The 12,556-nt window shown below is 40.3% G+C and carries 13 protein-coding genes; all 13 read left to right on the forward strand.

The genetic code is table 11. The annotated features are described in order from the left end of the window. The first annotated feature begins 130 nt into the window (after positions 1 to 130). The 13 genes from NL645_RS22820 (at position 131) to NL645_RS22915 (ending at position 12,325) form a co-directional block, all read left to right on the forward strand. The gene (locus NL645_RS22820) at positions 131 to 688 is read left to right on the forward strand and encodes a nucleotidyltransferase family protein (RefSeq protein WP_074191373.1); all 558 of its coding nucleotides are present in this window, start codon (positions 131 to 133) and stop codon (positions 686 to 688) included. A 142-nt stretch (positions 689 to 830) separates the two neighbouring features. After that, complete coding sequence (locus NL645_RS22825; protein ID WP_253652465.1) at positions 831 to 1,124, forward strand: hypothetical protein; 294 nt, start codon at positions 831 to 833, stop codon at positions 1,122 to 1,124. Positions 1,125 to 1,285: 161 nt separating this feature from the next. Beyond that, positions 1,286 to 1,705 carry a hypothetical protein gene (locus NL645_RS22835; protein ID WP_064354050.1) on the forward strand — a complete coding sequence of 140 codons (420 nt, stop codon included), beginning with the start codon at positions 1,286 to 1,288 and terminating at the stop codon, positions 1,703 to 1,705. A gap of 718 nt (positions 1,706 to 2,423) precedes the next feature. After that, positions 2,424 to 3,527: a hypothetical protein gene (locus NL645_RS22840; protein ID WP_253652466.1), complete on the forward strand. Its 1,104-nt coding sequence runs from the start codon at positions 2,424 to 2,426 to the stop codon at positions 3,525 to 3,527. 1,618 nt (positions 3,528 to 5,145) lie between these two features. Further along, the gene (locus NL645_RS22850; RefSeq protein WP_253652467.1) at positions 5,146 to 5,661 is read left to right on the forward strand and encodes a hypothetical protein; all 516 of its coding nucleotides are present in this window, start codon (positions 5,146 to 5,148) and stop codon (positions 5,659 to 5,661) included. Between the two features lie 691 nt (positions 5,662 to 6,352). After that, the gene (locus tag NL645_RS22855) at positions 6,353 to 7,231 is read left to right on the forward strand and encodes a type I restriction enzyme HsdR N-terminal domain-containing protein (protein WP_253652468.1); all 879 of its coding nucleotides are present in this window, start codon (positions 6,353 to 6,355) and stop codon (positions 7,229 to 7,231) included. 278 nt (positions 7,232 to 7,509) lie between these two features. Further along, positions 7,510 to 8,145 (forward strand): hypothetical protein, encoded by a 636-nt coding sequence (locus tag NL645_RS22865; protein ID WP_240312147.1) that lies wholly within the window; start codon positions 7,510 to 7,512, stop codon positions 8,143 to 8,145. A gap of 462 nt (positions 8,146 to 8,607) precedes the next feature. Further along, positions 8,608 to 9,108, forward strand: a complete 501-nt coding sequence (locus NL645_RS22870) for a hypothetical protein (protein WP_253652469.1) — start codon at positions 8,608 to 8,610, stop codon at positions 9,106 to 9,108. A 683-nt stretch (positions 9,109 to 9,791) separates the two neighbouring features. Then, positions 9,792 to 10,127: an energy transducer TonB gene (locus NL645_RS22880; protein ID WP_031781252.1), complete on the forward strand. Its 336-nt coding sequence runs from the start codon at positions 9,792 to 9,794 to the stop codon at positions 10,125 to 10,127. A gap of 176 nt (positions 10,128 to 10,303) precedes the next feature. Continuing rightward, positions 10,304 to 10,690: a hypothetical protein gene (locus NL645_RS22890; protein WP_253652470.1), complete on the forward strand. Its 387-nt coding sequence runs from the start codon at positions 10,304 to 10,306 to the stop codon at positions 10,688 to 10,690. Between the two features lie 152 nt (positions 10,691 to 10,842). After that, positions 10,843 to 11,319: a GNAT family N-acetyltransferase gene (locus NL645_RS22900; protein WP_140151737.1), complete on the forward strand. Its 477-nt coding sequence runs from the start codon at positions 10,843 to 10,845 to the stop codon at positions 11,317 to 11,319. A 133-nt stretch (positions 11,320 to 11,452) separates the two neighbouring features. Then, positions 11,453 to 11,758, forward strand: coding sequence for a hypothetical protein (locus NL645_RS22905; protein WP_013571662.1), 306 nt, complete (start codon positions 11,453 to 11,455; stop codon positions 11,756 to 11,758). A 168-nt stretch (positions 11,759 to 11,926) separates the two neighbouring features. Continuing rightward, positions 11,927 to 12,325 (forward strand): DUF6232 family protein, encoded by a 399-nt coding sequence (locus NL645_RS22915; protein ID WP_017058505.1) that lies wholly within the window; start codon positions 11,927 to 11,929, stop codon positions 12,323 to 12,325. The last annotated feature ends 231 nt before the right edge of the window (positions 12,326 to 12,556 follow it).

Below are 12,556 nucleotides of genomic sequence, written 5' to 3' on the forward strand. Positions count from 1 at the left end.
CAAGACGTTCAAGGCGATTCGAAACGCATTGGGGTTTTAGTGCCCAAATAGGCACGGATTTATCAGAGTTTATTTTAGGTTAGGGTGCATGTGCGTCTCTCACACCTTAACTGCGCGTTAGTAGGTCAGGATGAATAAACAAAAACTAAAGCATCTAATTCAGCAAGTTCCAGAATTGATCGAAACAGCTGAGATGTGCCAAGAAGTAGGGCTGCCAAACTTCTATATTGCAGGCGGTGCTATTACCCAAATCATCTGGAATAGTATCGACAGGAAACCGCTTCTTGCTCAAGTTAAAGACTTTGATGTTGTCTACTTCGATAGATCTAACCTTGAAACTGAAGACGAGTTCAAAAATCGCATTGGCTCGCGGTTAAGTCATAGTGTTGACGTTGATGTGAAAAACCAAGCATTAATACATGAGCGCTATTCTAAGAAGTTTGGTTGTTCCATTCAGGCATATGAGCGAGTTGAACAAGGCATCGAGTCTTGGCTTTCTGCCTTTGCTATTGGTTTCACTCTAGATAGTGCAGGAAACATTAAATTGTTCACCCCCTATGGCTTAGATGATGCATTTAATATGTTGATTAAACCTAACAAAAAGGCAATGACAGAAACTAACTACAACAAAATGACCGATGGCTATAAGGCTAGGTGGCAGAAAGTACAGGTGCTCCCTTGGAGTTGACCTACTAACAAAGCGTTTAAGTCGGATTCCCAACGCTTGGCATTTTCGGTTTGCTTTGAAATTAGTGTTTACGGCACAATAGTTTAGGTAGGGTGGTAACGTTGCTCACCACTTAACGCGGCGTTATTGCGCAGAGGCAAAAATGAAGCATAAACAAAGAGAGCTGTTAGCATATATTGAGTTGGAAAGTGGTACAGTTTTGATTGATATCGTCAAACTGACTCGAAACGGTCGCTCTTATTATTTTCAAGGTAAAAGATGGTTACGCAATCAATATGGATTAGGTTGCGATGATTGGACATCAGAATCTGGGGATAAGCTAAATATTTCCATTTTAAATCGAAAACATGCTCCTAAGTGGATTGAAGGCAAAGTGTTGCGTGTATCTGAAAGGGCAAAAGAACGGTATGAATTTTGGCTATCAAATGGACGCTGATAGTGGCGCCGTTAGCTCAGCGCAATAACAAACTGTTCAAGAGGGATTCACAACGCGTGGCATTTTTACTATGCGTTGGTTTTAGTGTTTACGGTGATATGCAGTAGCTTTAGTATTGCGTTGTTCACCCCTTAACAGAGCGTTATACAAATGAGGGAAATATGTCAATAGAGCATAAACTAGAATATTTTAAGAGTATCCAATTGGGCTTGGACACCACGATAAAATGGGCATTCACTTTGAATGGTGCAGCCGCAGCTGGGCTTATGACGTTTCTTGGTGGTGCGATTGATAAGCAAGATAAGTTTTCTGATTGGAGTTTGTTCGGTACAGCTATGACACTCTTTGTATCTGGAATGGTTGTTGCTGTCATTTGCTACGCGCTAAGGGTGTTATCTCTTCAATTTGCTTCGCAGTTGCAGCTACATGAATCAAGAGAGTTTGTTATGGAGCCTGGAGATTATCTTCAGATGAGCAACCGTTGGATTTACTCCCTTATTGCTAGTTTGTTGGGGTTTGTAAGTTCACTGATTTTGTTCACGTGTGGGGTATTACATGCGAAGTGGGCAATATTTGTATAACAAAGCATTTAAGAGTGATTCTCAACGCTTGGCATTTTCCATTTCATCGTTGAGTTCGGTGTTTACGGTGGTGTCGTTTAGTTCAGTGGACGCGTTGTTCACACCTTAATGCGGCGTTAGGCGCAGTGAGAAATTTCGTGGGTCATATCTCTAATTTCTCTCCGGCCATTCGCTCCAGTTTTTCGGCAATCTGGCTTTATCTTCCCAAGTTCTTGAATCACTCAATCCGTAAAACATGCCAAGTTTCGCAGGTTGCCTCATTCGGTTTTCTGGTCGGTTTGTTGTCAGTTTCTTTGGCTCAAATCGCTTTAAGTTTGTCTGCCTTCGAAACAGGTTTATTGGCTGGAATTTCGTTCCGATAGTCAGCCTTTCCAAATTTCATTTCTATGTGTTGAATTGCCAATTTCTTTGGTGGTTCTGGTTGCAGTGGGTTTCAGAAACTTAGTCGCTTTAGCCTTTGGGTCTTAACCAAATTCAGTGGGTTACGTGCGTTCTTTTTTCCAAAAGGTGGTTTTCTAAATCCCATTTTAACTATTTGCGTGAAGCGCCTAACAAAGCATTTAAGAGTGACTCACAACGCTTGGCGATCTCAGTTTAAACTTGGTTTTAGTGTTTAAGGTGCAATGGTTTGGGTTAGGTATTTAGCGTTGTTCGCACCTTAATGCGGCGTTAAACGTTTTCTTAGCTTAAACATGAGCAGAAATTTAAAGGATCATAAATGAGTCAGAGCGTTATTTCAGATAACTGGTCATTACAAAATATTGGTGGGTTACTGACAGGTGGCATTGATGAAAGTAAATCGCACTACATTGCAATCGACAAAGAGAACGATCGTTACTCTTATGAAGATAGCTTGAGTGCCATTATCAATACAGAAGCACTGTTTGATTTACTCACTGATATTATTTTACGTGATCAGATTTTAGTCGAAGAGAACTTTATTAGTGCTTGGAACTGTGAAGGAAACCCATTTCAAGAGGCGGTTTCTAAGGGGGTTATACGACCTTACCCATTTTTAGTCGACTATAAGAGGCTACAAGGACCGCGTGACGAGTTTATTGAACGCCTTAGTCTGACATCAGACTTAAAGAAAGATCATGAAGAAAACCGAGTAGGTTTTATTCAGAATAAATATGCTCCGCATGGGTACTTATCACAAACTCTATGGGGTGGTGCAGGCATGTTAGCTAGAGGTTTTGTTTACGAAAAAGGATATACGCCTCACCCAGTTAGAAAGCGCTTTTTTACTGATGCTGGAATAATGGTTTCTAACGAAGATTCAGTACTGAGGCTAAACAACCTAGTTTCAGAGAAAAGAGCTTCTATAGCTGCGCTACATAACGCAGGTAGTGAACTATATGCACTAAATGTAAATATGCTTCCTTTACCGATACGAGTTATACAAGAGTCAAATTCTGCAAGCGATATGATTAAGGTAGCTCTTCAGTTGAGAGAAGAGTACCAAGAACTAAGAGATTGGTTAAACTGCTACCAGCAAGCATTAAGCGATGGTAGCTATAAAGATATGAATAAATTTTCCAAAATTCTTCAATCTATCTCTTTATACGTCGATTCGACAATAGGTTCTGTAGACTCAAATGCTCCTACGTTCACAGCAGGCATTGGTGTGCTTAAGGTTGCTATAAAAGGGCAGCCTTTAAACTCGCTCGTAAATCAGTTTGGTATTCGCTCTATGGTGAATAAGCTAATTCTTAGTCGTAGTGGTACATCAGATTTGAAGAAATATTTAGGTTTCTTTGACCATAAAAATACAGTTGTTGGTATGAAGGTTGTTGAGCACTTCTCACAAAAAAACGTTTAACAAACTGTTTAAGAGTGATTCGCAACGCGTGGCATTTTTGCTATGCGTTGGTTTTAGTGGTTAAGGTGGTATGCGGCGGCTTCGGTATTGCGTTGCTCACACCTTAACAGGGCGTTAGTTTGCAAGAGGAAAAGCGCAGCTATATCGCAAGATCTAGTGGTAAAAGCTCAAAGTTGAAATTGTCGTATCGGCGTTAAACTTCAGTGTTAACTAGCGTGGTTAAAATTCAAAAATTGGCATCGTTTCAACGGTTGATTTGTTTTTTGGTGCGGCGACTTTTGGGGTTAACTGAGTTGAGCTTTTTTGCTGAAACTCTGCTCGTTTAGTTTGTTGGTACAAAAGCCGATTTACTCGCTGAAATGACGTTTTCTCTGGTGTGGAAAGTTCACGTGGTTTCATTGAGTAGCTGCTTTGAGACTACGCCTGACTTAAGTGCATCAAAATACATAAAGTTTATTGTTTGCAAAGTTTAAAGTAACGTAAAATCAACGCTTTGGGTTTGCAAACTAACAAACTGCTCAAGAGGGATTCGCAACGCGTGGCATTTTTACTATGCGTTGGTTTAAGTGATTAAGGTGGTATGCGGCGGCTTTGGTATTGCGTTGCTCACCCCTTAGCAGGGCGTTAGTTGCCAACGAGGAAAAACGTACCTAAGAAGAATGTTTAGGGCCAATGTCGTGTGTTTTTGGCTAGGTTTTTGTATTTCAATTTCTAGTTATTTGGGTTTGTGAAAGTTGTGCTTTGGTTTCTTGTGTGGTTTAGTTCTTCTGTTTCAGATATCGATTAGCTTGTTGAAAACCTGCTCTGCTGCATTGTCGTTTCAAAAGGTTTGCTTGGTGTAAAAAGTCCGTTTTCTACGGCGTTGTATGTTCCAAGTGGTTTCAGTGACAAACGCTTTGAAACTGCGCCTGATTTGAGTTTCACAAAACACGTAAAGCTAGTGTTGGCAAAGCGGTAATCAACTCCAAATCAAAGCCTTGGGTTTGGCAACTAACAAAGCATTCAAGAGGGATTCACAACGCTTGGCGGTTTTGGTTTGAATTAGCTTAAGTGTTTACGGCACAATGGTTTAGGTTTGGTGGTGGCGTTGTTCACCCCTTAATGCGGCGTTAGTTGCCAACGAGGAAATCGCAGCTAAAACAGAGTGTTTAGGTCTAATCGTTCGTGTGCTTTGCTCTATTCTGCACTTCGAACTTCGGGATCTTGGCTCGCGGAATTGAGTTTCGATCTTTTCCTAGTTTGGTTTGCCGTTTAAGAAGCCGATTTACTTGTTGAAAGTCAGCTTTGTGGCATTGTTTTTCCAAAAAGTCTTTTTGGTGTTGTCAGTTAGTTTTCTACGGCGTTGCGTGTTCCAAGTGGTTTCAGTGACAAACGCTTTGAAACTGCGCCTGATTTTAGTTTTTTAAAGCACGTAAAAACAGTGTTGGCAAAGCGGTAATAAACTCCAAATCCTAGTTTGGGCTTGGCAACTAACAAAGCATTCAAGAGGGATTCACAACGCTTGGCAGTTTTGGTTTGAATTGGCTTTAGTGTTTACGGCACAATGGTTTAGTTTGGGTGGAATGCGTTGTTCACCCCTTAATGCGGCGTTAGGGTTCAGGACAAATCGGAGTGAATATTGCCTTTTTCAAATAGTGATTTAATTGCCATTTCAGCAGTGCTAATAGCTTCTGCGAGCTTTATCGTTTCATTTTGGCAAGGGTATCTTCTGCGCAAGCATAATGTGTTGTCGGTAAAACCTCACCTTACTTTAGAATCAGTGATGAGCACGAATGAAGATATCCATTTCTACATTCGAAATGATGGTTTAGGTACTGCGATAATTAAAAACTTTAAAGTCGAAGTAAATGGTGCCACACATGAAATAGTTAGTGCTCAAGACTTGTGTAGAATACTTGCCAATGAAAAATTTCATAGTGATAAGCTTGATATAGGGTTTGAGAATATAGACAAAAACTCTGCTATACGGGCTGGAGCATCGCGAACTATCGTCCATTATGGAGGCAGTGCGAAGGATGTTTTAGTTGCTAGTGATATTGTATTGGAGTTGTCTTCAATTTACTTCATTGTTGAATATGAATGCATGTACGGGAAAAAGTATAAACTGAGGTCAAGGCAGTCTTTTGAACCCTAACAAAGCATTCAAGAGGGACAGTCAACGCGTGGCGAGTTTGGTTTAAATCTTGGCATCCGTGTCTACGGTGGTAAATTGAAGTTGGGTGGCTGTGCGTTGCTGCCCCTTAATGCGGCGTTATGTGCAAGTGAGGGATGATGAAGAGGCTTAGTCTTAGATTTAGGTTGTTGTTTGTTGGTTTCGCTATATCGTTGATGATAGCAAAATCATATTATTCAGACATCGTGTCAGAACGAAAAAATGATGAGTTCAAGGCACAACTTCAAGAGTTGTTCTTTGAAAACGATAGTAAAGTGACCGTTAGTGAGGTAACAATTTATAAAAAAGTTATCTCCGTGGAAATCAACATTCCCAATATATTGATAACGTCAGAAATGAAGTCCAAATTTTCTGATAATTCACATAAGATACTCCCTCAAAAAGTATGTAGCAGTGTAGGCTTGCAGGACTGGTTGTCGCAAGGAAAGTGGATATCAATAGACGTGATAGCCAATAGTAATAAGCGAGTGACTAATATCAGAGTTACAAAAGATAATTGCACATAACAAAGCGTTCAAGACGGATTCACAACGCTTGGCAGTTTTGGTTTGATTCAGCTTAAGTGTTTACGGCACAATGCTTTAGGTTGGGTGGTCGCGTTGTTCACCACTTAACGCGGCGTTAGGGCTACCCGAAAATAAATGAGGTGAAGATGTTTAGTAATTTTGACTTTAGTATCTTGGATGATCCTGACTTCAAAGAAGATGCAGTCAGAGAAGAATTGGTGTTACCAATCATCAAAGCGCTAGGATATTCTGTCACCGGTGACTCAAGAATCATACGCTCGAAATCTTTAGTTCATCCGTACGTTGCAATCGGATCGCAACAGAGGAAGGTATCTATAGTTCCTGATTACGTGTTTACGTCTGACTCAAGTCCATATTGGATACTAGATGCGAAATCTCCAAATGAAAGTATCCTGAAAAGTAAACATGTAGAACAAGCTTATAGCTATGCTATTCATCCAGAAGTTAGAGCTCCTTTGTATGCTCTTTGTAATGGACGTGAGTTTGTGCTGTTCGATGTCAAAAAATTCGACCCTATTTTACATTTCAAACTCGCTGATATTGAAACGTATTGGGAGCATCTTTTCCGTATACTTAATCTGGACGTGAAAGCTAACCCAGAGCTATTAGATTATCATCCAGATTATGGGATTTTTGTTCGTAAATTGGGTGCTATTGATGGATTCAAATTTATTGCTACATCTGTTCATACGAACTTCATGTGTAAATTAGCCGATGATGAATACACGACTATGAGTGTTGTGACTGGTGATATTGACTGCTTAGCTTCGTTATATTTTAACAAAGCACAATATGAACAATTGCTGTCTGTACAAGAGTCTACCGTTCGTCAAATTGTTGAGGAATCATTAAATCAGTTCCCATATTATGTTTCCCTCGAAAATTTAGGAAAAGAAATTAAGTTTGGCGTGGCATCAACATTGTCAAACCAGGTTTTGTCTAATGCTGAAGAGTCTTACATTCCTTTTATAGTTGATGAATTCATGCCATACGTGGGTCCGTAGCCCTAACAAACTGTTTAAGAGTGATTCGCAACGCGTGGCATTTTTACTATGCGTTGTTTTTAGTGTTTAAGGTGGTATGCGGTGGCTTTTGTATTGCGTTGCTCACACCTTAACAGGGCGTTAGCTTAACATTTAAGTTCATGAACAAGGTAGTCAGGCAATTATGCTATTTATAAATTGCAATGTTGTGTGAAACTAAACAAAAAAGTAGTAAGCATATTTGTGCTCAAGTTCCAATAAGTGTATTAAGCATTATCAAAATCTATATTGGAGGCTTTATGAGAGTGCACAAATCAAAAATTGCCGCAGATCCAGTTAAGTACTACACGCATTTGATTGGTATGGACAAGTACGAAGCTCGTATGAGACAGGAGCCTAATGCAATTACAATTATTACAGGAATTGTACTTTATAGAGAGTTACCTAAGAACAAACAGTCCGAAGTTTTGAAGCTAATATTGGCTTTGAACGATGGCCAGTTGAAAGCTTCACTATATGGTTTAGTTTCTCAAGTGGTTGCAAATCCATACTGGTTCTCATGGTCACTTTCTGATCGGGAGCTCAGAGAATTTTTTGATACCAATAAGGATGTGACTAATATATTGAAAGGTCTTGGCATAGACTTCTCGCTCCCTCTCACAGCAGCAGGTATATCAGCATTTTTGCTTTCATCAGCGCAACAAGGGGTAAAAAGTGCTTCCAAAGAGGTTGCGACTCAGTTGAAAAAGCAAGTTACAAGCTCACCAGTTGCGCAGATTGCAAATAGACTGGGAGTGACCAAACAAGTTGCAGGCAAAGCATCGGCAATCTTGGTCGTAATGGTCAGTGTAATTGCTTATCAAACACACTTAAATGCAAAAGATGCGCGGAAGGAGCTTCTTCGCAGAGGTCTACTTCAACCGGAAGATTTGTAATGCTAGTTTTAATACTAATAGTGATATTGTCATTGGCAACAATTCATTTCTCGCATGTGCTATTGATGCAGTATATGTTCTCTGAAGAAAAGTTATCGCCGAGTACTACTTTTCTTCGTCCATTATCTTTGTGTGTTATGGCTGCATGTGCCCAGTACTATATTCTTTCAATGATAACAGGCTACAATTTACCCGAGGTTGCGGGATTGGCTCTCGTGGCTACGAATGCATTCTTCTTCGTTGGTTTTTATTTTGCGTACAAAGCAAGAGTAAAAAGCCTGGAAAGTAAAAAGCACTCCTGAGTCTATATTAAGCTAACAAAGCATTTAAGAGTGATTCCCAACGCATGGCATTTTTCATTCCATCGTTGGGTTTTGTGTTTACGGTGGTAAGGTTTAGTTTCGTGGTAGCGTTGCTCACACCTTAATGCGGCGTTAACTGTTTCTAGAATTTGGAGTTTAAATGACACGAAGCGAATTGGTACAAGAAGTCCTTTATATGGCTGAAAATATAACTCAGAACTTCAAACCTGTAGATGGCAGCTGTCTGTATATGAGCGCAATGTTAGCTGCGATGATGAATGATCACTTGCCTGTCGATACTTGCTTTGTGACAGGAAGTTTATCAGTTGCTGAATCCAAGATATTTGCCCATCAACCAATTAAACCAATACTAAGTCAAAAGGAAGGTGTAATTGGCGAATGGGACGGTCACGCTTGGGTTGAGGTTGATGACTTAATCATTGATTTATCGCTATTTCGAACTGTATTTTCAAAAGCAGCTTCACCTCGTATTCAGAGCCTTTTTGAGGCGAGGTTTGAGCGTGGCACTGTCTACCTAGTTGGGCAAAAACATAAATTGATCGAAATGGGCGTTGTGTACACGCCACTTGAACTATTGTCGGACGACGACGCGACAATCTTTATACAAAATGCGAGTAGAATGGGGCTCATAAACAGTTAACAAAGCGTTTAAGACAGATTCCCAACGCTTGGCATTTTCAGTTTAAGTTGAGTTTTGTGTTTACAGTGCAATGGTTTAAATTAGGTGGCAGCGTTGCTCACTACTTAACGCGGCGTTAGTACGGGTTTGACATCAAAGGTCATAAGTTTTGGTGTTTATCTGTTTTGGCGCTTGTCTTTACACCTTTCAGTTTGTACCTTTCACGTTCTTTCCGGTGGCACTATATGCGGAGTGTTTGCTTTGATTTCACCGTTTACGGCTTCTAACTCTTAGTCTATTTCTTTAGCGCTTCTTCATTTTCGTGGTGGCTTTTGAGAGAACCTTGATTACTTTTGGTGTGGCTGTTGAAGTACGAGGAAAGAATCCTTTTCTAATTTTAATCAAATAAAAGTAGGGGAGTTCAGTACGTTTTTCTTCTAACCAACTCTCGTCTCTCAACCGAGTTTAAGTTTTGTAGCTGCCCGTCTCACTTCAGTGTTCAAAGCCTTTCATATCATCCCAATTTTCAATATCTTGGAGCGCATAAATAGAAGTAGCGCATGTACTAACAAATTGCTTAAGAGTGATTCGTAACGCGTGGCATTTTTACTTTGCGGTGGCTTATGTGATTAGGGCGCTGTGCGGTAGCTTTTGTATTGCGTTACTCACACCTTAGCAAGGCGTTATGTTGTCAAAGATTAAGTATGAAGATTTTAATATTATTTATAGCGGCATTATTGTCTGGCTGCGCTGGTTTAATTGAAAGTGCTAGTTCCCCAAATTATCGAGAACACAAAGCTCGGGACAGTGTATCGCCTAGGAATCATAAAGGTTCAAGGAAAAACAAATTAGTCGGTACTGTTGTACTCACGTTTAATATTAATAGTCAGGGTGATGTGATTGACATAATGGTTACTGATTCTGTACCTAAAGGAGTATTCGATGCTGAAGCTGTGCGAATATTATCAAAACGGAAGTATGCGCCTTCCGAAAAAGGGGAAACTGGCCCTAAAAAAGCTAAGTTCGAGTTTAAAATTTGACACATAACAAACTGCTTAAGAGGGATTCGCAACGCGTGGCATTTTTGCTATGCGTTGATTTTAGTGCTTAAGGTGGTATGCGGCGGCTTTTGTATTGCGTTGCTCACCCCTTAGCAGGGCGTTATGTGAATTTGGTAAGCCCTATCCAAAATGGAAACTGTAGAAAAGGAAAAATAGTGAATAAAATAAGGAAAGAGCCTTTGTTGGCAGAGGTTGAACGTCGACTAGCTAAGCCTACTTTTGGTGAGCGTAATAAAAATTGTGTTGTTGTACGACTAAATGATGACCTGACAGAGAAAAATAGTATTCAAGAAAGCACATTTAAGCTGAGAGCTCATGGTTTTAAAGCCAGTATTAGTAATGCTAGAGATTCTTCTTTTGTGGTACTAACGAATGCCAAAGGTGTTGCTTTAATAGGGAGTATTGTTGATGTTGAGCCACATGAAGAGCTTGAAGGACGAATTAATATCTATTTCAGGGATCCTTGCCATATTGATTCCGATGAGTTGGCTAAATTCGTAACATGGAATAATAGCAACCCAGTTCGCACAATACGTCTGTAAAAATTCACATAACAAGCTGTTTAAGAGTGATTCGCAACGCGTGGCATTTTTACTATGCGTTGTGTTCAGTGTTTAAGGTGGTATGCGGCAGCATCGGTATTGCGTTGCTCACACCTTAACAGGACGTTAGGTGCTTGAAAGAAAAGGTAAGTATGGAAATTGCTTTTCGGCAGATAAGCATTGATGATTTCGAATTATGCGTTGCTGCGAGAAAAGATGCATACTTTTGTAGTTTTGGGCATTACGATGGTTTCGACGACTTCATCAGCGGTTATCGTGAACGAGTCTCAGGCAGGTTAGCAACATCAGAATGGTTCTATATCCATGTATTTGTGGATGGTCAGTTTGCAGGGCAGTTAGAGTTTCGCAGTTTTTCACCTGAGCCGGAGACTGGCTATGTGCATCTCATTTACTTAAAGCCGAATTTTCGTGGTTCAGAGCTCGCTCCAAAAGTGCAGGATTATATTGTAAGCACTTTGAGTAAAGCGGGTTGTTTGCGTGCTTTACTTTCAGTAAGCCGAACTAACCATCGAGCTCTCACATTCTATAAGCGAAATGGTTGGGAGTTCGTGCGTAATAACCCCAAGCACGATGAAACAGACTTTTACCAACTTCGGCTACGCACCTAACAAGGCGTTTAAGACGGATTCACAACGCTTGGCATTTTAGGTTTGCTTTGAATTTAGTGTTTACGGCACAATGGTTTAGTTGTGGTGGTCTGCGTTGCTCACCACTTAACGCGGCGTTATACGTAATGAGAGTATGAAGATATTTTTAATAGTAGCCACACTGGTTCAATTGACTCTCCTGAGTTTCTCGAAATATTATCGTTCAATTGCGAATGATGTGCTTAGAAACGCGGTGGAAACGAAAGAGGCTGATCTTTTATCTTCACTTGATAAGTTTGATTATTACAGTGACTTAGATAATGATTTATTTCTTGCTGCTGTTACGGTCTGGGTTATGGTCTTGGTCGTAACAAAATTGAAAAGTATATCAAGCACTGATATGGCTAATTTAGCGATTTGTTTGCCGCTGTTCTTTAATATGATTTTGATGTCGATTTAGGCGCCATAGCCATGGAAGGGCAATCACGTATAACAAACAATTTAAGAGTGATTCAGCACGCGTGGCATTTTTGGCATGCGTTGGTTTTTGGTGTTGAAGTGCCATGCAGCGGCTTGGTCATTACGTGCTTCACACCTTAATTGGGCGTTATACGAATAGAGGGAAATTATGTACAAAAGTACTGATTTTAACTTGGATTCAAAAGAGTTCAGGTTTAAGAAAGACTCATATCCTTTGTCTAAGATAAACAATGTTAGGGTTAAAAAGTTAAGTTTTCTTGATAATTTAGGTCAAGTTTTATTCTGGGTGTGTGTTTTTTCAGGGGCAGTTTGGTTAGTTATTCCAAGGTTGGAAGAGGTGCCACAATGGCTACTCGTTTTAGTTCTTAGTCTGACGGTTGTAGGTTTGGTTTTTGCTCTTTTTCGTTGTTCTAAATATGCACTTCAAGTCGAGTTTCGCCACATAGATGAAACGGGCGTTCAATGGGTTAATGTCGCTAAGTCATACTCAAAGTCAGATTGTGAGTTATTTGAACAGCAAGTGTTGGCACTGAAGAAATTCGTATAACAAATTGTTCAAGAGTGATTCGGCACGCGTGGCATTTTTACCATGCGTTGGTTTTAGTGGTTAAGGTGTTATGCGGAACCTTCGGTATTGCGTGCCTCACACCTTAACAAGGCGTTATTTCCGCAACGGATCTCTCAGGCTGAATGTACGTGGTTGTAGCCTAAGAGTGAAAGTGGCGGGGTAATAGGGTGGAAAAGCGGCGAAAAGGGCGAATATTTGTCATTTCCATGC

It is taken from the genome of Vibrio sp. Y51_MX_L26, assembly GCF_024181935.1.
GTDB classification, from domain to species: domain Bacteria; phylum Pseudomonadota; class Gammaproteobacteria; order Enterobacterales; family Vibrionaceae; genus Vibrio; species Vibrio diabolicus.

What these genes read in the sequence shown, in the direction of transcription:
- NL645_RS22840 (WP_253652466.1), top strand. Translation starts at nt 2,424, where the DNA reads ATGAGTCAGAGCGTTATTTCAGATAACTGGTCATTACAAAATATTGGT.
- NL645_RS22915 (WP_017058505.1), top strand. Translation starts at nt 11,927, where the DNA reads ATGTACAAAAGTACTGATTTTAACTTGGATTCAAAAGAGTTCAGGTTT.
- NL645_RS22880 (WP_031781252.1), top strand. Translation starts at nt 9,792, where the DNA reads ATGAAGATTTTAATATTATTTATAGCGGCATTATTGTCTGGCTGCGCT.
- NL645_RS22825 (WP_253652465.1), top strand. Translation starts at nt 831, where the DNA reads ATGAAGCATAAACAAAGAGAGCTGTTAGCATATATTGAGTTGGAAAGT.
- NL645_RS22820 (WP_074191373.1), top strand. Translation starts at nt 131, where the DNA reads ATGAATAAACAAAAACTAAAGCATCTAATTCAGCAAGTTCCAGAATTG.
- NL645_RS22905 (WP_013571662.1), top strand. Translation starts at nt 11,453, where the DNA reads ATGAAGATATTTTTAATAGTAGCCACACTGGTTCAATTGACTCTCCTG.
- NL645_RS22835 (WP_064354050.1), top strand. Translation starts at nt 1,286, where the DNA reads ATGTCAATAGAGCATAAACTAGAATATTTTAAGAGTATCCAATTGGGC.
- NL645_RS22865 (WP_240312147.1), top strand. Translation starts at nt 7,510, where the DNA reads ATGAGAGTGCACAAATCAAAAATTGCCGCAGATCCAGTTAAGTACTAC.
- NL645_RS22855 (WP_253652468.1), top strand. Translation starts at nt 6,353, where the DNA reads ATGTTTAGTAATTTTGACTTTAGTATCTTGGATGATCCTGACTTCAAA.
- NL645_RS22870 (WP_253652469.1), top strand. Translation starts at nt 8,608, where the DNA reads ATGACACGAAGCGAATTGGTACAAGAAGTCCTTTATATGGCTGAAAAT.
- NL645_RS22900 (WP_140151737.1), top strand. Translation starts at nt 10,843, where the DNA reads ATGGAAATTGCTTTTCGGCAGATAAGCATTGATGATTTCGAATTATGC.